This window comes from Collimonas sp. OK607, assembly GCF_900111995.1.
Taxonomy (GTDB): Bacteria; Pseudomonadota; Gammaproteobacteria; order Burkholderiales; family Burkholderiaceae_D; genus Collimonas.
Genome location: NZ_FOKF01000003.1, coordinates 128324 through 149489, shown reverse-complemented (window position 1 = coordinate 149489; position 21166 = coordinate 128324). Strand labels below are relative to the sequence as shown.

Annotated in this window: 16 protein-coding genes; 10 read left to right on the top strand and 6 right to left on the bottom strand. The window is 53.7% G+C overall.

Going from position 1 to position 21166, the window contains the following annotated elements; genetic code table 11:
• Positions 1-215: 215 nt before the first annotated feature.
• The 3 genes from BM029_RS03940 to BM029_RS03930 all read left to right on the top strand — a co-directional run bounded on the left by BM029_RS03940 (position 216) and on the right by BM029_RS03930 (position 2570).
• Entirely contained in the window at positions 216-875 is a 660-nt protein-coding gene (locus tag BM029_RS03940; RefSeq protein ID WP_092432835.1) for a protein-L-isoaspartate O-methyltransferase family protein, read from the top strand.
• An 8-nt stretch (positions 876-883) separates the two neighbouring features.
• Positions 884-1207 carry a rhodanese-like domain-containing protein gene (locus tag BM029_RS03935; RefSeq protein ID WP_092414619.1) on the top strand — a complete coding sequence of 108 codons (324 nt, stop codon included), beginning with the start codon at positions 884-886 and terminating at the stop codon, positions 1205-1207.
• Positions 1208-1268: 61 nt separating this feature from the next.
• Positions 1269-2570: a TolC family outer membrane protein gene (locus BM029_RS03930; RefSeq protein ID WP_092432832.1), complete on the top strand. Its 1302-nt coding sequence runs from the start codon at positions 1269-1271 to the stop codon at positions 2568-2570.
• A 29-nt stretch (positions 2571-2599) separates the two neighbouring features.
• Here BM029_RS03930 and BM029_RS03925 read toward each other — a convergent pair whose 3' ends face one another.
• Positions 2600-3244, bottom strand: coding sequence for a TetR family transcriptional regulator (locus BM029_RS03925; protein ID WP_092432828.1), 645 nt, complete (start codon positions 3242-3244; stop codon positions 2600-2602).
• Positions 3245-3530: 286 nt separating this feature from the next.
• On the opposite strand from BM029_RS03925, the gene BM029_RS03920 reads away from it, so the two are divergent.
• The 4 genes from BM029_RS03920 (at position 3531) to galE (ending at position 10533) form a co-directional block, all read left to right on the top strand.
• Complete coding sequence (locus BM029_RS03920) at positions 3531-4757, top strand: efflux RND transporter periplasmic adaptor subunit (protein ID WP_092432824.1); 1227 nt, start codon at positions 3531-3533, stop codon at positions 4755-4757.
• A gap of 11 nt (positions 4758-4768) precedes the next feature.
• On the top strand, positions 4769-7921 hold the full coding sequence (locus tag BM029_RS03915; RefSeq protein ID WP_092432823.1) for an efflux RND transporter permease subunit: 3153 nt from the start codon (positions 4769-4771) through the stop codon (positions 7919-7921).
• Entirely contained in the window at positions 7914-9356 is a 1443-nt protein-coding gene (locus BM029_RS03910) for an efflux transporter outer membrane subunit (protein ID WP_092432821.1), read from the top strand. Before BM029_RS03915 ends, BM029_RS03910 begins: the two co-directional genes overlap by 8 nt.
• Before the next feature lie 142 nt (positions 9357-9498).
• Positions 9499-10533: a UDP-glucose 4-epimerase GalE gene (gene galE / locus BM029_RS03905; protein WP_092432820.1), complete on the top strand. Its 1035-nt coding sequence runs from the start codon at positions 9499-9501 to the stop codon at positions 10531-10533.
• Between the two features lie 74 nt (positions 10534-10607).
• Here the strand turns inward: galE and BM029_RS03900 are convergent, their stop codons facing one another.
• From BM029_RS03900 to BM029_RS03880, 5 genes are all read right to left on the bottom strand, one after another.
• Entirely contained in the window at positions 10608-11867 is a 1260-nt protein-coding gene (locus tag BM029_RS03900) for an O-antigen ligase family protein (RefSeq protein WP_244544897.1), read from the bottom strand.
• 133 nt (positions 11868-12000) lie between these two features.
• Entirely contained in the window at positions 12001-13005 is a 1005-nt protein-coding gene (locus BM029_RS03895; RefSeq protein WP_244544890.1) for a glycosyltransferase family 8 protein, read from the bottom strand.
• Between the two features lie 246 nt (positions 13006-13251).
• Entirely contained in the window at positions 13252-14010 is a 759-nt protein-coding gene (locus tag BM029_RS03890; RefSeq protein WP_244544889.1) for a YdcF family protein, read from the bottom strand.
• A gap of 23 nt (positions 14011-14033) precedes the next feature.
• A complete protein-coding gene (gene waaA, locus BM029_RS03885; protein ID WP_244544888.1) occupies positions 14034-15371 on the bottom strand; it encodes a lipid IV(A) 3-deoxy-D-manno-octulosonic acid transferase in 1338 nt (445 codons plus the stop codon).
• A complete protein-coding gene (locus BM029_RS03880) occupies positions 15368-16249 on the bottom strand; it encodes a Kdo hydroxylase family protein (RefSeq protein WP_092432811.1) in 882 nt (293 codons plus the stop codon). Before BM029_RS03880 ends, waaA begins: the two co-directional genes overlap by 4 nt.
• A 209-nt stretch (positions 16250-16458) precedes the next feature.
• On the opposite strand from BM029_RS03880, the gene fdnG reads away from it, so the two are divergent.
• Genes fdnG through BM029_RS03860 form a run of 3 tightly spaced genes read left to right on the top strand, consistent with a single transcriptional unit; the run spans position 16459 to position 21160 of the window.
• A complete protein-coding gene (gene fdnG / locus BM029_RS03870) occupies positions 16459-19527 on the top strand; it encodes a formate dehydrogenase-N subunit alpha (protein ID WP_139217195.1) in 3069 nt (1022 codons plus the stop codon).
• 8 nt (positions 19528-19535) lie between these two features.
• Positions 19536-20522, top strand: a complete 987-nt coding sequence (fdxH, locus tag BM029_RS03865) for a formate dehydrogenase subunit beta (protein WP_092432807.1) — start codon at positions 19536-19538, stop codon at positions 20520-20522.
• Positions 20519-21160 carry a formate dehydrogenase subunit gamma gene (locus BM029_RS03860; protein ID WP_092432806.1) on the top strand — a complete coding sequence of 214 codons (642 nt, stop codon included), beginning with the start codon at positions 20519-20521 and terminating at the stop codon, positions 21158-21160. Before fdxH ends, BM029_RS03860 begins: the two co-directional genes overlap by 4 nt.
• The last annotated feature ends 6 nt before the right edge of the window (positions 21161-21166 follow it).

Below are 21166 nucleotides of genomic sequence, written 5' to 3'. Positions count from 1 at the left end.
TATTTGGCAATACCGAAGTTTTTTACGGCCTATGCGAGGAGCCGCCCGAACTAACCGGGGTCAGAGTGAACTTTCGGTATGTTTTATCGCCGAAAGTTGACTCCGACCCCAGATCACTATGTCGTCGATTCGCATCTGCAAACAGGTTCTTAATAGGTTTTTGAGGGTGGCCTTTGATAGAATGAGCCCTTTATTTTCACTACCGAGCCTTAACCATGAATATCGAACAAGCCCGCTTCAACATGATCGAACAGCAAATTCGCCCTTGGAATGTGCTGGACCTGGACGTCCTGGAACTGCTGACGGTAGTACGGCGCGAAGAATTCGTCCCCGCCGCCTACAAGAGCCTGGCGTTTTCCGACACTGAAATCCCGCTGCCAGGCGGCGAAAGCATGCTGGCGCCTAAGGTTGAAGCACGCCTGTTGCAAGAAGCTGCCGTAAAGAAACATGAGCAAGTGCTGGAAATCGGCTCCGGTTCCGGCTACATGGCCGCGTTGCTATGCTACAAGGCCCGCCATGTTACGACGGTTGAAATCGATCCCGAGTTGAAAACATTGGCGGCAAAGAACCTGGCGGCCTACGGCATTACCAATGTCGAGGTTGCACTTGGCAGCGGCGCCCAGGGTTGGGACCAAAGCGAAACCAAAACCTACGACGTGATCGTAATTTCCGGTTCACTCTCCACTCTGCCGGACGCTTTCCTGAAGCAGCTCAATGTCGGCGGCCGGATTGTGGCAATCCTCGGCGACGCACCGGTGATGACTGCACAAATCATTACCCGTACTTCGGACAATAGCTACAGCACCCGCCAACTGTTTGAAACCGATGTCAAGCCGTTGCGTGACGCCGCTGCTCACTCCAACTTCAAGTTCTAAGCCAACCTATGCAACATCTCACTGCCTCAGAACTGGCCGCCTGGATCGCCGATCCGCAACGTCCGACGCCGTTGTTGCTGGATGTGCGCGAACCTTGGGAATACGAAACTTGCCATATAGATGCAGCACGGCTGATGCCGATGCAAACGGTGCCCGCGCATCTGAATGACCTGGAAGAAGATCAGGCCATCGTCTGCATCTGCCATCACGGGGCGCGCAGCATGCAGGTCGCGGCGTTTCTCGAGCGTCAGGGGTTTTCTGCCGTCAGCAACCTGACCGGCGGCGTCCACGCCTGGGCGCAGCAGGTCGATCCAGGCATGCCGACCTACTAGACATCCAGATATCGCTATTTAGATATATACATCGACCTGCCGCACTGTTCCGGAGAATGTAATGCGCAATACCCTGATGGTTTCGTTGGTCGCCAGCGCATTGCTGGCCGTGAATGCGCACGCAGTCGATCTGGTTCAGACCTATCAGCAAGCGCTGGCCAACGATCCCGTGTATACCAGCGCGCGCTATGCGCTGAGCGCCAGCAACGAAGCTGGCATACAGGGACGCGCCAGCCTGTTGCCGACAGTCGGCTTCGGCGGCAGCTACAGCCGCGCCGGAGAAGCCTGGACCACCATCACCAATAACTACAGCCTGCAGCTGACCCAGCCACTGTTTCGTCCGGCTTATTGGCAACAGTATCAGGAAGGCAAATTATCGGTGGCCGCGGGTGAAGTCCAATTTGCCCAAGCGCAACAAGATTTGATATTACGCGTCAGCCAGGCTTATTTTGACATCTTGACGGCGCAGGACGTTTTGGCCTCCCTGCAAGCCCAGGAGAGTGCGATCGCCGAGCAGCTTGCTTCCGCCAAGCGCAATTTCGACGTCGGCACCGCTACCATTACCGACACCAACGAGGCGCAAGCCAGCTACGACCTGGTGGTCGCGCAGGAAATCGCGGCCCGCAATAGCCTGGAAGTCGCCCGCAATGTGCTGCAACAGATCATCGGCAAACCGCCGGCACCACTGGCGACCCTGCGCCCCGGCGTCCAGCTGAGCGCGCCGCAACCGGCGGCGATTGAGACCTGGGTTAGCAGCGCCGAACAACAGAATTTCGGTGTGATCGGCCAGGGAATAGCGCTGGATATCGCGAAGCATGAGATCAAGAAGAGCCGTTCCGGCCATCTGCCTACGGTCGATCTGGTGGCCAGCCGCGCGCATTCGGATGTCAGCGGCAGCCCTATTCCCTTTTACAATATCTCGCAAATGTCCAACTCGATCGGCGTGCAATGGACCATTCCGTTGTATGCCGGCGGCGCAGTCAACAGTAGCGTGCGGCAGGCGGTGGCACTGGAAGACAAAGCACGTTCCGATCTTGAAAATGCGCGCAGGGCTGCTGCGCTGAATGCACGCCAGGCCTATCTCGGCGTCAATAGCGGATTGGCTCAGATCAAGGCGTTTGAGGCTGCCGAGATTTCCAGCCAGTCATCGCTGGACTCCAATCGCCTTGGCTATCAGGTTGGCGTGCGCATCAATATCGACGTGCTGAACGCGCAACAGCAGCTGTATTCCACCCGCAGGGATTTGGCAAAGGCGCGTTACGACACGCTGATGAATAGTCTGAAACTCAAGTCCGCAGTGGGGACGTTGAAAGAAGAAGACCTACAGCAAATCAATGGCTTGCTGGTGCCGGCGGTATATTAAGTTACGCTGCGTAAATCGCACTTCGTAAATCAGGCTTCGTGATTCTTGAGCATGAATGGCGAAGTCTTGAACATGTGAATGCAGTTATCAACTACTTTCGAGACATTTTCCGCGAGATCGAAACTGTGCGGACTGAAGGTCCAGTTGCTCAAAATGCCGAACAGCAGTCCTTGCACCATGACCGCAGCCATGACCGGATCCAGTTCGCGCGGCAATTGCCCTTTCGCAACGGCAAATCGCAACAAGCGTTCTATATCGGTACGACCTTGTAGAAAGCATTCGTGCTGACGAATAAAAATGGGATCTTCCGGATCAACCAGTTCACACTTGTGCAAAACGATTTCAAAAATCTTGCGCGACTGCGAATTCAGCGTCGCTTCCTGCAACGTGAACAAACATCTGTTGCGAAACTGGTTTAAGGGATCGTGTGCATTTTCGTCGGCGGTTTTTTCAATCATCGCCTCCATCGGCAAGCGCACCCGCTCGCACATGGCATCGAATAAATCGCTCTTGTTCTTGAAGTGCCAATAGATAGCGCCGCGCGTAACGTCGGCGGCAGCGGCAACATCGGCCAGCGTGGTACGCGATACGCCGTTCTGGTGAAACACCTCCGCGGCGGCATCAAGGATGCGGCCACGGGTTTCCAGTGCTTCTTCTTTTGTACTTCTAGCCATTTTGTGCTGACCTCCAAACTTATACGGTGCTGTGCATGTTCGTTGTGGTGCGTCGTGCATCTGCAGCAAATAATTAAATAGCAACAAAACGCAACATATGCAAATCACATACATTCGTGCATGTATGTATAATAGCAGCATTCCGGCTGTTCCACCTGCTTTCTGGCAACGCATCCGGTGCAACAAAGCCATTAGTTATATATCCTATGTCAATTCCAGAAGCAGAGTTACCTGTCAGATTTGCAGTCTTTCCTCAGACTTTCTTCAATTACCGTGCGAGAATTTTATGAATTCAGTTAGCTCCATCAATCGTCTCACGCGTATCACCCTGGCTATCGCGGTATTGTCCGCTGTCGCTGCCTGTGGCAAAAAGCCAGATGCCCAGGGCGCGCCTCCGCCACCTGGTGTTTCCTTTATCACTGTTGCGCCAGAACGCCTGGCTCTCACAACTGAACTACCGGGTCGCCTGGAAGCGACACGCATCGCTGAAATTCGCGCGCGTACCGCCGGCATCATACTCAAACGCAGCTTCCGCGAAGGCAGCGACGTCAAGTCTGGCGAAGTCCTGTATCGCATCGACCCGGCGCCAATGCAAGCGGCGTACGAGAGCGCGCAGGCAACGCTGGCCAGAGCCGAAGCAAATCTGACGACTGCAACCCTGAAAGCACAGCGTTATAAACCGCTGGTGGATGTCAATGCAGTCAGCAAGCAAGAGTACGACGACACTGTTGCAACGCAAAAGCAAGCTGCCGCAGATGTAGCTTCCGCCAAAGCAGCGCGTCAGACCGCCAGCCTCAACCTGGGCTATGCCACTGTGACCTCGCCGATTTCCGGCCGTATCGGCAAGGCGCTGGTCACTGAGGGCGCGCTGGTTGGACAAGGCGAAGCAACCCAGCTGGCCACCGTGCAGCAAATCGATCCGATCTACGTCAACCTGACTCAGTCCAGCACTGACATTCTCAAATTGCAGCAAGCAATGAAGAGCGGTCAGTTGCAAAGTGCCGGTCAAGGCCAGGCTAAGGTGACACTGAAGACCGAAGATGGCAGCACTTATCCGCAATCGGGAAAATTGCTGTTTTCGGATTTGACGGTCGACCCTACCACCGGTTCGGTCACCCTGCGCGCCGAGTTTCCTAATCCTGACCACAACCTGTTGCCCGGCATGTATGTACGCGCCAAGCTGGAACAGGCAGTGAACGACTCTGCCCTGACAGTACCGCAACAAGCAGTCCAGCGCGACCTCAACGGTTCCTCCGTGTTTGTGATCGGTGCCGACAATAAGGTAGTAGTACGGCCGGTAAAAGCCGATACGGCACAGGGTGACAAATGGATCGTCACCGATGGTTTGAAGAGCGGCGATAAAGTGATCGTCGATGGTTTGCAAAAAGTCAAACCAGGCGCGGTAGTTAATCCGTCGCCATGGAATCCGACTGCTGCCGCCGCACCAGCTGCTGCAGCGGCTGCTGCAAGCACCGGCGCCAGCGCCGCCGCAGCTGCCTCAACTGCTAAATAAGGAGCCTATTAATGGGCAAGTTTTTCATCGACCGCCCCGTATTTGCGTGGGTGCTCGCCATCTTCATCCTGCTCGGGGGTGCTTTGGCGATCACGCAATTACCGGTGGCGCAGTATCCTTCGATTGCACCGCCAACGATTGTCGTTAGCGCGTCATACCCAGGCGCTACCGCGCAAACTATTGACGATAGCGTTACCAGCCTGATCGAACAGGAAATGAACGGCGCCGACGGCTTGCAATATATCGAGTCGCAAAGCCAGGCCGATGGTTCGGTATCTATCACTGTTACTTTCACTCCGGAAACCAATGCCGACCTGGCAGCGGTGGATGTGCAGAACCGTTTGAAACGGGTTGAAGCACGCCTGCCGGCGGTGGTTACGCAGAACGGTGTGCAAGTCACCAAATCGCGTAGTAACTTCCTGATGTTTATCGGCCTTTCATCATCCGACGGCAAGCTAGATCCGATCGCGCTGGGCGACTATTTGTCACGCAACGTGCTCAATGAAATCAAACGCGTGCCAGGCGTCGGCCAGGCGCAACTGTTCGGTACTGAACGCGCCATGCGGATCTGGATCGATCCAGTCAAACTGGTTGGCCTCAGCCTGACGCCAGCCGACGTAACGGCTGCAATCACAGCGCAAAATGCACTGGTCGCCGGCGGTACGCTTGGAGATTTGCCTAGCCCTGGCACACAGCAGATTTCCGCAACCGTGGTAGCAACCGGGCAACTGACTACCGTCGAACAGTTCGGCAATATCCAGTTGCGCGCCAATGCAGATGGCTCGATCGTGCGTCTGCGCGACGTCGCTCGCATCGAAATCGGCGGTCAGTCGTATGCGACTGCCGGCCGCCTCGACGGCAAGCCGACGTCCTTCGTCGGCGTGCAATTGTCGCCATCCGCGAACGCGCTGGGTACTGCTACAGCAGTCCACGCCAAGATGGCAGAACTGTCTAAGTATTTCCCTCCCGGCGTCACATACACCATTCCCTACGACACCTCGAAATTCGTCAAGATTTCGATCGAAGAAGTGGTCAAGACCTTGGTAGAGGCGATCATCCTGGTGTTCCTGGTGATGTATCTGTTCCTGCAAAACATCCGCTACACCTTGATTCCGACACTGGTCGTACCTGTCGCGCTGATGGGCACTTTCGCCACCTTGCTGTTGTTTGGCTTCTCGATCAACGTGCTGACCATGTTCGGCATGGTGCTGGCGATCGGTATCCTGATTGACGACGCGATCGTGGTCGTGGAAAACGTTGAACGCATCATGAGCGAAGAAGGTTTGTCGCCGCGTGATGCAACCCGCAAGGCGATGGGCCAGATTACCGGCGCACTGATCGGCATCACCCTGGTGCTGATCGCGGTGTTCATCCCGATGGCATTCTTCAGCGGTGCGGTTGGCGCCATCTATCGCCAGTTCTCGTTGTCGATGGTGGCTTCGATGGTGTTCTCGGTATTGATGGCATTTACGCTGACGCCAGCGCTGTGCGCCACTATCCTGAAACCGGTGGAAGCAGGACATCACCATGAGAAAAAGGGCTTCTTCGGCTGGTTCAACCGTAAGTTCAACGTTGCCACCACCAGCTATCAAGGCATTGTCGCCAAGATGCTGACCAAGACCGGCCGTTACCTGCTGATATATGGAGCGATCCTGATATGCGTCGGCTTGCTGTATGCACGCTTGCCAGCATCGTTCCTGCCGGCCGAAGATCAGGGCTACATCATCACCAACGTGCAATTGCCTGCCGGCGCCAGCAAAAACCGCACCTTGGAAGTCATCAAGACGATTGAAGACTATTACGCGAAATTGCCTGGTGTCGCCCACGTGGTTGCCATTACCGGTTTCAGCTTCTCCGGTAACGGTCAGAATGCCGGTTTGGTATTCACACCGCTCAAGGACTGGAGCGAACGCGGTCCGGATCAGTCCGCCGACGCGATTGCTGGCAAGGCATTCGGTGTGTTCTCGCAAATCAAGGACGCCATCGTCTATCCGCTGAACCCACCGCCGATCCCTGAACTGGGTAACGCCACGGGCTTTACCTTCCGCCTGCAAGACCGTTCGGGGCAAGGACATGCGGCATTGACCGCAGCGCGTAACCAATTGCTTGGCATGGCTGCGCAAAGCAAGATCCTGGCTGGCGTCCGCCCTGAAGGTCTGGAAGATTCACCGCAGCTGCAACTGGAAATCGATCGAGACAAGGCCAATGCCCAAGGCGTATCGTTTAGCGCCATCAATAGCACGCTGTCGACCGCACTCGGGTCTTCGTACGTAAATGACTTCCCTAACCAGGGCCGTCAACAACGGGTGATTGTGCAAGCCGATGCACCTCAGCGGCTGCAGCCGGAAGATCTGGCCAGGTTGTATGTCAAGAATACGCAAGGAAACATGGTGCCGTTCTCGTCATTCACCACCTCGCATTGGATCAAAGGCCCGGTACAACTGTCACGCTATAACGGCTATCCGGCGATGAAAATCTCCGGCGGCGCGGCACCTGGCCATAGCACCGGCGAAGCGATGGATGAAATGGAAGCACTGACTGCCAAACTCCCTCCCGGCTTCGGCTTTGAATGGACCGGCCAGTCATTGGAAGAAAAAACTTCCGGCGCGCAAGCACCGATGCTCTATGCATTGTCGCTGCTGGCGGTGTTCCTGGTATTGGCAGCCTTGTACGAAAGTACCTCCATTCCGCTGGCAGTGATGCTGGTGGTACCGCTGGGGATTCTCGGCGCATTGCTGGGCGTAACCTTGCGCGGCATGCCTAACGACGTCTACTTCAAGGTCGGGATGATTACCGTGGTTGGCTTGTCGGCGAAGAATGCGATTCTGATTATCGAATTCGCTAAAGACCTGCAGGCTCAAGGCAAGGGCCTGATCGAAGCGACGCTAGAAGCGGTGCACCTGCGGTTCCGGCCGATTCTGATGACCTCGTTCGCGTTCATCCTGGGTGTGTTGCCGCTAGCGATCAAGACCGGCGCCGGCTCGGGCAGCCAGCGTGCTATCGGTACCGGCGTGATGGGCGGCATGATCACAGCGACTGCCTTGGCGGTATTCCTGGTGCCGGTGTTCTTCGTGGTGGTACGCAAGCTCTTCAAAGGCAGCGAACGCCAACGCAAGCTGCACGCGGCCGGTCAGAAAATAGATTTGGAGAATCAGCATGTTTAATACGGCAATTACGGCGTACTTACCCAAGCAACTGACCGGCGCCCTGTTGTTGGCAGGGATCCTCTCGGGTTGCACCATGGCGCCGACCTACGTACGGCCGGAAGCGCCGGTGGCCGGCAGCTATCCGGCTGCTGCCGATGGTCAGGTGCAACTGGATGCGGCGGCGCTCGGCTGGCGCCAGTTTTTCCCTGACCAACGCCTGCAGGCGCTGATCGCATCTGCACTTGAAAACAACCGCGACCTGCGTACCGCAGCTCTGAACATCGAGCAGGCGCGCGCCCAGTACGACATCACCGCTTCAGATGCGTTGCCGCACCTGGAGGGCAATTTCAGCCGTACTCGCGGTCGTACAGCGGCCGATCAATTGGTTTCAGGCCAGCCCGCCGTCGGCACTGCTTATTCGGTGGGGTTGAACATGACCTCGTTCGAGCTGGACTTCTTTGGCCGCGTCCGCAGCTTGAAAGATGCCGCACTGGCGAGCTACCTGGCGACAGAGGAAGCACGTCAGTCCGTACAAATCAGCCTGATTTCGCAGGTTGCGCAAGCCTATCTGACCGAGCAGTCGTACGCCGAACAGCAACGGTTGGCGGAGCAAACCCTGGATAGCCGGCTAGACGACTACAAGCGCGACAAATTGCGCTTTGATGTCGGCGCATCGTCGGAACTTGATCTGCGCAATTCCGAAACATTGGTGCAGGCAGCCCGCGTGTCGCTAGCTACGCTGGTACGCCAGCGCGGCCAGGCCACCAACGCATTGGTACTTCTGGTCGGCAAGCCACTGGGCGACCTGCCAGCGCCGCAAACGCTGTCGGATGAAAAAATCGTCACCGACATTCCGGCCGGCCTGCCTTCCGATCTGCTGATACGCCGTCCTGATATCCGTGAGGCAGAACAGCAATTGCGTTCCGCCAATGCCAACATCGGTGCCGCCCGCGCAGCCTTCTTTCCGACCATTTCGCTGACGGCCGGGATCGGCAATTCAAGCACATCGCTCGGCAGCCTGTTCTCGGCTGGCAGCCGTACCTGGTCGTTTGTGCCGCAGTTGACCTTGCCGATTTTTGAGGGCGGACGCAACCGCGCCAACCTGTCGCTGAGCGAGATCCGCAAGAATCTGGCGATTGCCAACTACGAGAAAACCATACAGAGCGCATTCAGAGAAGTTTCCGATGCGCTGGTTGCCCGTGGCACGCTGGAAGATCAGCTGGCAGCTCAGGACGCATTCGTCAAAGCGCAGGAACAACGGGTGAAGTTGACCGATCTGCGTTACAAGAATGGTATCGCCAGTTCCACCGATCGCCTCAACGCGGAGCGTGATCTGTTCTCGGCACAACAGGCGCTGATCCAGACGCGGCAGCTGCGTTTGAATAATGCGATTGACCTGTATCGTTCGTTGGGTGGCGGGTTGAATGAGAATACCTTGGCGGCCAAGTCGTAATTTGACTGGATTTCAGTATTGATCCAAATAAAAAGGCGCCACACTTGTGTGGCGCTTTTTTTACCACTACAGTTTGCACATGTAGCTCGTAAAGCGGGTGAGCTATTTTCGAATTTACGATTCAAACTGAAATCAACTACTTATGAAGAAAACTATTGTCTTGACCGGCGCTACCGGATATATCGGCTCCCATACCTGGTGCGCCCTGATTGAGGCCGGATACGACGTCATAGGCCTGGATAATTTATGTAACAGCAGTATTGAAGTAATTGAACGGATCTCGACAATTACTCAGTCAAAATTGAATTTTGTTGAAGGCGATGTACGGGACAGATCTCTTCTCAACACCATTTTTTCACAAAACCAAATTGACGCGGTCATTCATTTTGCCGCGTTAAAATCAGTGGGGGAATCAGTTGAGAGTCCTCTTACCTACTACGATACCAATTTGAACGGCCTGCTAACCTTGTGCATGGTTATGGCGCAGCATGCGGTAAAGACACTGGTATTCAGTTCGTCTGCTACGGTCTATGGCGATCCCGAATCCATACCAATTAAAGAAGATGCTTCTTTAAAAGCGACCAGTCCGTATGGTCAAACAAAATTGATGAGCGAACAGATTTTGCGTGACCTGGAATGCTCAGATCATCAATGGAACATTGGCTATTTACGTTATTTCAATCCGGTCGGCGCCCATGAAAGCGGATTGATCGGAGAAGATCCGCATGGTGTGCCCAATAATCTGATGCCTTATGTGGCGCAAGTTGCCGTTGGAAAACTAGATAGATTGCGCATATTTGGGGGCGACTACCCCACACCAGACGGTACTGGCGTACGCGACTATATACATGTGATGGATCTGGCGGAGGGACATGTTGCTGCGTTATCACATTTACTTAACGGCAACGAATCTAACAAGACCTCATTCACAGTCAATCTCGGCGCCGGGTTTGGCGTCAGCGTTCTGGAGGTGATCCGAGCATATGAGAAAGCCAGCAAGCGTCCAATCCCCTACGAAATCGTTGCAAGACGGCCGGGGGATGTCGCCGCATACTATGCGGACCCTTCGCTGGCCGCAGAAATCATCAAATGGCATGCGACTCGAGGACTCGATGTTATTTGCAAGGATTCATGGCGCTGGCAGAAAATGAATCCGAACGGATTTTCTGACATCTGACGTATTCATCTGATTTTTATGAATATATTTAAAAATGTAGTCGAATTTCCAATATTGTTTATTTAATTAAAAATTTAAGAGAGAAGAGATTTATTTTCATTTAAATTTTTCTTACGCTTTATTATATACGTCAAGAAAAATGCAATACTTATGACATAGTATGGATAAATTTCCCACCACAAAAATATAACATCGACCAATCCCAGGACGAGAAATCCAAGGCAGAGTGCCACACCCATTCCTGCCGTATACCGGACTCCGGCATCGTCATTACGCATATCACGCAAGAAATAATACGCCGGAGCGAAATACAACCCTAGTATCGCGAAGAGTCCGAACAAACCAAGCCGGGACATCATAAATAATACTTCGTTATGTGAATGCGGAAAAGTTGCTGCTGCAGAAGTAATAATATTCCGCTTGGATAATTCTTCCAAAGCTTTCGGAAAATTTTCTACGCCGACACCAAAAATAGGATGTTCTTTGAACAACACCCAAGATCCCCGCCATAGCTGAAGGCGAGTACCAAGAGAACTATCGATATTTTCACCTGCAGAATACTGACTCATATCGCTTTCGGCAACAGAGACGCGCTCTTTTACAATTTGACCGAAATAAGATACGGCACCAATCAGAACTACAAAAAAAACGATAACTGATAGCTTATAACTGAGACGAATATTTTTTGTGACCACACAGGCAATAGCAATAAGAACTGGTATCGTAAGCCAAACCCCACGTGACTGGGATAAATAAGCTACATATAAACCGGCACATAACGCGACAATTTTTAAAGCAATAATGACCACATCATTAGATTTATTCCATGCAATCGACATTGCAGAAAAAACTCCAAGCAACAAGGCCATTTCAGCAAAAATTATAATTGGAATGAAATCCGATCCATAACGTGTTGCTCCACCACCAGTAAGTACATAGATTTTGACCGCAGACAGGAAAGCCCCTATTACAAAGGCCCATTGGACATGTTTCATGAACTTGATCGGCACAAATGAAAATACCCAAAAAATCAGGGCGAATATTGCAAGCCGAAATGGTGGATCGTATGTTCTACCGGTAAATTCGCCAGATCCAATCTGATTCGCAAGTACGGCAATCAGTGGGCCGCACATCGCCAAGGCAAGCGGCCAATATTCTTTCGTCAATTGAAAGAACGTCTTATCGTCGGACCGACTCCGAGATACAAGTAAGCTGATGCCAGCTATAAACAGTAGTGCAAAAAGCACTCCTGCTGCACGATCTACAACCAATGCCAATATATAAAAGGCTACGATTAAGGCAGTAACCAGTAATTTCATGTAACGCAAGTGCATCTCCGATTTACGAATGTTTTCCATCTAACGCATATACAACCATCTTCTTTTTAACAATTGAAGCTTGGTCTAAATCACAAATCAGATGTCTTTTCATAAATTATAAAAACTAATAAAACATGACATTAAGCATTTATGCTTTTGCTCTGCTTTTAAAATATTGAATAAATTTTTTCCATAAATATTTAATATGCCAACCTATACCTTCAATGACTCTATCTTGCTTGATCAGAAATTTTGAGAACAACTTTAATTCTTTGACACTTTTTGGCTGGTCCAGTGGCATGTCAGCCCAGGAAGACATTAACTGATATTCGATGAATATGGATTTTGCTTCGTGCAAACACCAATCCTGCCAAGGCTTTACCGGCCCTGTGAAATGCATGAACACAACAGGTTCCGTCACATTCAGCGTTGTACCACCTTTGCTGAGGAAATCTACCAAGTGGTAACGAAAATTCCATTTTTTATCGATATATTTTGTATATCCATTTAATATAATATTCAATGCATCCTGATCCGCAAAACGTAATTCTTGCATTGATAGTATAGTTAATGCTTTATTTTGTGAGTCATTCGCAATCCAATTATCAACATCGATATACATCACACCTGCGTTGAAATATTCTGGATTTTTCAAATTTAGCGCTGCGACCTGTGTCTTTACAGTGGTTTGAATTTCATCTTGAACAACTGCAGCAATACACCCCGTCATTTCAACAGATGACAACTCTTCCAGTTTACCCATGCATAGGATATCGGCATCAAGATAAAGCACCTTTTGAGTTATCCCACGCAACAGATTCGGGATTAACAATCGAACAAATGTTCCAAGTGAGTGTTGTGAAAAACAAGGAAATTGAGAGAATTCAGATAATATGTCAGAATCTAAAACATGAATTTTTATTGATGTATTGAAACTGCTTTCCAATTGCGCCAGCCGACGTCGATTATCATCCGTAATGGAAAATGCAAAGACGTGAAAAATAAAATCCATATCAGGATTATTTTTAATAACAGAGGTGATATTTACACCCATGCCACGGAAGTAATTGGTATCGACTCCGAAGGCGACATGCATTACGGCAGGGTTGAGAATAGTATCTGATGCTGGGGTACAAGATGAAATGGCGCTCAATTGCAATCCTTACCAACTTATATTGTGTGAATCCTCAAATCTCAAGGATGAAAATCTAATCGAGCTGAATTTATTAAAAATATATACTTGAGAGCAATGCAGTAAGACCACTTCGTTTTCTTAAAGTAGCGAAGGATAGCAAACTTAGGGTCCCCATGTCATTAGAACGCTCTGCGTAAAGAGACCACCCGGATCTCGCTGGTTGACAAACTTAGAGTTAACTTGTGGTCACACAGTTCCAGCTTGTCACAAACCAGCATGTCTTGCTGTATACCAAAACACTCCTAGCCATTCATGCATTGCGTACGCGCTACGACGCATACCTTCGCCCGACGGCAGGAAACTCAAAAGGGTAAACCGCTCCTGGCTAAAAAATATTGTCGGAGCGGCAATCACTTCCAACCCTGTCTGGGCAAACACCAACCGCGCGCGCTGCATGTGCAAGGCATCGGTAACAAGGATGATTTTTTTCACATTCGCTTGTCTTAACATCTCGGCTGAAAATTTTGCATTTTGCTCTGTATCGTCTGATTTCCCTTCCTGCCATTTTACCGGCGTAGCAAAATCATCCTGCAAACTCTGTGACATCACTGCCGCCTCCGACACTGCCGAACCGTCTGGCATGCCACCGGATACCAGGATCGGCAACCCGGTTTGACGCTGAATCTTGGCGCCATAACGCAAACGGGCCAAAGTCCAATAGTTTGGTTGGTCTTTGCTGTCGTACTCGGGAGCATTTCCCAGGCGACCGCCTCCTAATATAACAATCGCCTGCGCATCGCTATCCGCACTTAAAGTCAATGGCGACGAATGCTGTTCCAGCGGCGCAACCAGCAATAATGCACCGGCCTTACTGCTTAATACGGCAAGCAGTAGCAACGCGGCTACACTGACTGTCACGCCAAGGCGCGGATAGGCACGCCGCAGCAGCATGCCGATGACGCAAAGAACAATGAGATTGGTTGGTAGAAGTAGCAGCATACTAACCACTTTGGTGATGATCACAGTTGCATGCATGGTAGACAATATTAGATAAACGGCGCCAGCAGAGCCATGGTCCGCGCGGTGGCGCCACGATGCTGTTGCGCAAAATGGGTGGCTTGTTCGCCCATCGCCGAGCGTTGCAGATCATCCTGCAACAGCTGCCGCGCCGTATCCAGCATGGTGTCGACGTCACCCACTCGTAGCGCGGCGCCGGCAGCAATCGCCTGTTCGGTAATATCTGAAAAATTGAAAGTATGCGGCCCGATCAATACCGGCTTGCCAACCGCAAACGCCTCGATCAGGTTTTGGCCACCCATCGGCAGCAGGCTACCGCCGATGAATGCCACATCGCACATTGCGTAATAGGCGAACATTTCGCCCATCGAATCGCCGATCAGCACCTTCACTTGCGGCGGTACCGGTTCGTCAGCCAGTCGGGTGCGGCGCAACGGCGGCAATCCCTTTGCTGCAGCCATGTCTGCCACTTCATCGAACCGTTGCGGGTGACGCGGCACTATGATGGTCAGCAAGTTAGCTGGCAGCAAATCGGTATGGGCAGGATCATGGCCGCGCCTGGACAATGCATCGAAAATCAATTCTTCTTCACCATCGCGCGTACTGGCACACAGCAGCACCGGACGATTACCGATCTGCCCGCGCATCGCAGCGCCGACGGCCAACAATGCAGGTGAAGGCGTGACGTCGAACTTGAGGTTGCCGGTCACGTGCACGTTGTTGCCACCGAGTTGCTGCAAACGTCCGGCATCTGCTTCAGTTTGCGCGCCAACGCAGGACATGCCGCTGGCAGCCTCGGTCATCAATGTGGAAAAACGTTTACCGCGACGCAGCGACCGCGCCGACAAACGCGCATTCACCAGCGCCACCGGCACCTTGTAGCGCCCGCATTGGACGATCAGGTTCGGCCACACTTCAGTTTCCATCAGCACGCAGAGGCGCGGCGAGAAATGGCGCAGGAACCGTCCCACCATCCAGCCGGTATCGTAGGGAAGAAAGCATTGCAGCACCCGCGGCGATTTGCCAAACAAAGCCTGTCCGGTAGCGCGACCGGTCGCCGTCATATGGGTCAACAAAATAGCGTGATCTGGATAGGTATCCAGCATGGCTGCAATCAAAGGCTCGGCAGCGCGCGTTTCGCCAACAGAGACAGCATGCACCCACAGGAATTTGCGCGATGCCAGCGCCGGCGACAGCGGTGGATAAAAGCCGATGCGCTCCGCCACATGCTGGCGATAACCAGGTTCCTTGCCGCCGCGGCGCCACAAGCGCAGCAATACGAAAGGCATCGCTAGCCACCATACTGCCGAATACAACAAGCGGATACGCCATGCCCGCCCTGCATCAAAACCCGATGCAGCGCTCATTCGGTCAGCGCACGGCCGGTCAGACGACGCAAAATTGCGAGCGGGCTAGCGCCTGGATCGTATTGCCTGGCTGCGGGCAGATGCAAGGTTTGCTCCATCATGTACTGGCCCGACATCACGGCATGCGGAGTCTGGTCGGAAAAACAAACCCAAACCGATCCTGCGGCAAATGGCTGCGTCACCTGCGGACCATCTTTTTGATATGCCGGATCTGATTTCATGGCGTCATGTAATTGCAGCATCAGATGATCGTATTCGCTACGCAGGGATTTGGTGACATGCAAGGCATTCAATGCCTGCGCCTGCCAGCGCGAATATGATGTCACCCTAGGCAAGAACCGTTGCGCCACATCTTCGAACGGTTCGCCAACCCGCCAAACGCGTGGTACGCCGTCCGGATTCACATTGGCAAATACGCGCAGAATGCGTTCGCCGTAATTAGGACGCGACGGGAATGCATCAACATGCAGGCGGCGATCATCGGCACGCCAGGATTGGGCGCGGGTTTCCACCTGCATCGGCCGATAACTGGTCGGCGCCATGCGCAGTTCGCTGCGTGTGTCTGCGTATGCAGGCAACAAGGAATAAATCAGTTGCTGCGCTTGCGCTCTAAAGCGCCCGATCATGTTGGCCAGCGCCGCCTGGTCAACCGCGTCGCCCAGCGCGCCTTTCAGCTTGCCATTGGCATCCAGGCTGATATTGCGGCTCTTGGGATCGCGCACTGCCGGTGTCAGGAAGCGCTGTTCGTCGGCCGTAAACGCGAAGCTGAGATGCGGGAAATACAGGACTTTTCCTGCCTCAAGCGCGGAAATCCAGGCTGAATTCGGTGTGCTGATCTGCCAGTCGGCAATATCGATTTCGAGAATTTGTTGTTCCATGGCCGTATTATGCCGCGTTGCGATGACTGCGGGAACAGCGCGATAGCTTCGCCTGTGAAATAGTTGCTAATTAAGAAATAAAATTGAACGGTATTGCCTGCACAAGGCGAGCGTATTTGGTTCTGTTGACAAACAAGAATCCAATCTATAATGAAAACCAGCAGGTTCCTAAACCGGTTTGGCATGAATACATACAGGGAGGTCTCCCCATGGTTCAAATGTCGCGGCGCCAGTTTCTTAAAACGACTGGCGCTACCCTGGCAGGTTCGAGTCTGGCGCTGATGGGATTTTCGCCGGCGCCGGCGCTGGCGGAAGTACGCAGCTATAAACTGACACGCACCGTCGAAACCCGCAATACCTGCCCCTACTGCTCCGTCAGTTGCGGAGTCCTGATGTACAGCCTCGGCGACGGCGCCAAGAATGCCCAAGCCAGCATCATTCACATCGAAGGCGATCCGGATCATCCGGTCAATCGCGGCACGCTCTGCCCCAAAGGCGCAGCTTTGCTCGATTTCGTACACAGTCCAAGCCGTCTCCAGTTCCCCGAATATCGCGCGCCAGGTTCCAAGGAATGGAAACGCATGTCATGGGACGATGCGCTAAGCCGTATCGCCACCTTGATGAAACAGGACCGGGATGCGAATTTCGTCGAAAAGACGCCGGAGGGCCTGACCGTCAACCGCTGGCTGACCACAGGCATGCTGGCAGCATCGGCCAGCAGCAATGAAGTCGGCTACCTGACGCATAAAACCATACGCAGTCTTGGCATTCTGGGATTCGATAACCAGGCGCGTGTCTGACACGGTCCGACGGTGGCAGGTCTTGCCCCGACGTTTGGCCGTGGAGCGATGACGAATCATTGGGTCGACATCAAGAATGCGGACGTTATTCTCATCATGGGCGGCAATGCAGCCGAGGCGCACCCGTGCGGTTTCAAATGGGTGACAGAAGCCAAGGCGCATAACAAGGCGAAGCTGATCGTGGTTGATCCGCGCTTTACACGCTCGGCCTCGGTGGCGGATTTCTACGCGCCGATCCGTACCGGCACCGATATCATTTTCCTCGGCGGTGTCATCCGCTATCTGCTGGAAAAGGATCAGATTCAACACGAGTACGTCAAGAATTACACTGATTTCACCTTTATCGTACGGGAAGACTTCACTTTCGACGACGGTATTTTTTCAGGCTACAACGCGGAAAAACACAACTACACCAAGACCACCTGGGATTACGAACTGGGTGACGACGGTTTTGTAAAAACCGATCCGACCCTGGCCCATCCACGCTGCGTATTCAACCTGATGAAACAGCACTACGATCGCTATACACCCGAGATGGTGGAGAGCGTGTGCGGCACGCCCAAGGAGAAATTCCTGAAAGTGTGCGAGATGCTGGCATCCACCGCATCGCCGACGCGTGCCGGCACCATCTTGTACGCACTCGGCTGGACCCAGCATTCGATCGGCTCGCAAATCATCCGCACCGGCGCCATGGTGCAACTGCTGCTCGGTAATATCGGGATTGCCGGCGGCGGCATGAATGCCTTGCGCGGCCACTCGAATATCCAGGGATTGACCGATCTGGGGCTGATGACTAATCTGCTGCCGGGTTATATGACGCTGCCCTCGGAATCCGAGCAAGACTACAGCAAATATATCGCCGCGCGCGCCAGCAAACCGTTGCGTCCCAATCAACTGAGTTACTGGCAGAACTACGGCAAGTTCCATGTCAGCCTGATGAAATCATGGTGGGGCGATGCCGCCAAGGCAGAGAACAATTGGGGCTACGACTATCTGCCCAAGCTGGACAAACCGTACGACATGCTGCAGGTGTTCGAGCTGATGAAACAAGGCAAGGTCAACGGTTATATCGCCCAGGGCTTCAACCCGCTGGCCGCAGCGCCGGACAAGGGAAAAATCGGCGCCAGCCTGGCTAATCTGAAGTTTCTGGTCATCATGGATCCGCTAGCTACCGAGACTTCCGAGTTCTGGCAGAACCATGGCGTGTTCAACGACGTCGATCCGAGCAAGATACAGACTGAAGTATTCCGCCTGCCAACCACCTGCTTTGCCGAAGAGGATGGCTCGCTGGTGAATTCCGGCCGCTGGCTGCAATGGCACTGGAAAGGCGCACCGCCGCCGGGCGAGGCGCGCAGCGATCTGGAAATCATGTCGGAACTGTTCCTGAAGATTCGCAAGATGTACGCCACCGACGGCGGCAAATATCCTGATCCGATCCTCAACCTGTCATGGCCCTACGCCAATCCGGAAAGCCCGACCGCCGAAGAACTGGCCAAGGAATACAATGGCCGCGCGCTCAGCGACCTGGCAGACCCCAAGGATGCGACCAAGATCGTGCGCAAGAAAGGCGAACAGGTAGCAGGCTTTGCCGAACTGCGCGATGACGGCAGCACGGCCAGCGGTTGCTGGATTTTTGCCGGTTGCTGGACCGAAGCCGGCAACCAGATGGCGCGGCGCGACAACTCCGATCCGACCGGTATCGGGCAAACCCTGAACTGGGCATGGGCATGGCCGGCCAACCGGCGCATCCTGTATAACCGCGCATCATGCGATCTGAATGGCAAACCGTTCGATCAAAAACGCAAGGTGATCAGCTGGAACGGTCAGAAATGGGGCGGCGTCGATGTTCCCGATTTCAAGGTGGACGAAGCGCCGACGGGAGGCATGGGACCGTTCATCATGAACCCGGAAGGCGTGGCGCGTTTCTTTGCCAGGGCTGGCATGGCCGAAGGACCGTTCCCGGTGCATTACGAACCGTTCGAAACGCCGGTCGGCTATAACCCGCTGTTCCCAAAAAATCCGGCGGCGACCAGCAATCCTGGCGCGCGGGTGTTCCCCGACGACCGTGCCATGTTTGGCAAGGCTGATGCATTCCCGCATGTCGGCACCACTTACCGGCTGACCGAACATTTCCACTACTGGACCAAGCATGCGCGCCTCAACGCCATTCTCCAACCCGAACAGTTTGTCGAGATTGGCGAAGAACTGGCGAAGGAAGTCGGCGTGGTTGCCGGTGAGCGGGTCAAGGTGAGTTCCAAGCGCGGTCACATTATTGCCGTGGCAGTTGTGACAAAACGCATCAAGAAAATGACGATTGAAGGCAAGCCGGTGCATCACGTAGGGATCCCGATTCACTGGGGTTTCAAGGGTTTGACCAAACCGGGCTACCTGGCCAACACGCTGACACCGGGTGTGGGCGACGGTAATTCGCAAACGCCGGAATTCAAGTCGTTCCTGGTCAAGGTTGAGAAGGCATAGGAGAAACCATGGCCCTGCAATCACTCGATGTCAAACGCGTTTCCGCCACCACTACGCCGCCACCCGGCGTGCGCGAGCCGGTGACCGGTACTGTCGCCAAACTGATCGATGTCACTAAATGCATAGGCTGCAAAGCCTGCCAGACCGCATGCATGGAATGGAACGATCTGCGTGACGAGGTCGGCGTCAACGTCGGCGTGCTGGATAATCCACCTGACATGACGGAACACTCGTGGACCGTCATGCGGTTCTCTGAGTACGAAAATCCGGATGGTAATCTGGAATGGCTGATCCGCAAGGATGGCTGCATGCATTGTGAAGATCCGGGCTGCCTCAAGGCTTGTCCGTCGCCCGGGGCGATTGTCCAGTACAACAACGGGATCGTCGATTTTCACGAAGAAAACTGCATCGGTTGCGGCTATTGTGTAACCGGTTGTCCATTCGACGTCCCGCGCATTTCAAAGAAGGACCACAAAGCCTATAAGTGCACGCTCTGTTCAGATCGGGTCGCCGTGGGCCAGGAACCGGCTTGCGTCAAGACCTGCCCTACCGGCGCGATTGTATTCGGCACCAAAGAGGACATGAAGACGCACGCAGCGGAGCGCATAGTCGATCTCAAGGAGCGTGGCTTCGCACAAGCCGGCCTGTACGATCCGCCAGGCGTCGGCGGCACGCATGTCATGTACGTATTGCATCATGCGGATAAGCCTTCGCTCTATCATGGCTTGCCAGACAATCCGCACATCAGTCCGTTGGTCGGTTTGTGGAAAGGTGTCGCCAAACCACTGGCGCTGGCCGGTATCGCGCTGACGGCGCTGGCGGGATTTTTCCACTATATCAAGGTCGGGCCGAGTGAGGTCTCGGAGGATGACAAGGCGGCGGAGCAAGAGGAAGCCGACGCCGCTACCAGGCGTGCCGCGCTACTCACTGCGCCGGCAGTCAACATGAATGATCCCCACGATCCCAACATCAACTCGCAGGATCTGCCGCCATGAACAACGCCGACCGAGATGTAGAAAAAGACCGCATCGTCCGTTACAACGCCAGGGAGCGCATCAACCACTGGCTGGTTGCCATCACCTTCGTGGTGCTGGCGCTGTCCGGACTGGCGTTGTTCCATCCAGCGATGTTCTGGCTCACCTTTGTATTGGGCGGAGGTACCTGGACGCGCATCTTGCATCCGTTCATCGGACTGGTGATGTTTGTCTGTTTTGCGATACTGGCCGTGGGTTTCTGGCGTTACAATCTGATCGAAAAGAATGACATTGCCTGGCTAAAAGGCATCCGCGACGTGGTCAGCAATCGCGAAGAAAACCTGCCGCCGGTGGGGCGCTACAACGGTGGCCAGAAGTTGCTGTTCTGGACCATGATCGCCTGTATGATAGGGTTGCTGCTGTCCGGTATTGTCATCTGGCGCGCTTGGTTTTCCTGGATGTTCCCGATACTTGTGATCCGGGTTGCGGTGGTGCTGCATGCGCTGTGCGGCTTCGTGCTTATAGTTGGCATCGTCGTGCATATTTACGCGGCCATCTGGATCAAGGGAACGGTAGGCGCCATGACACGCGGCACCGTCAGCCGTGCATGGGCGCGCAAGCATCATCCGGCCTGGTACCGGAAAATGACAGACGAATGAAGGAAC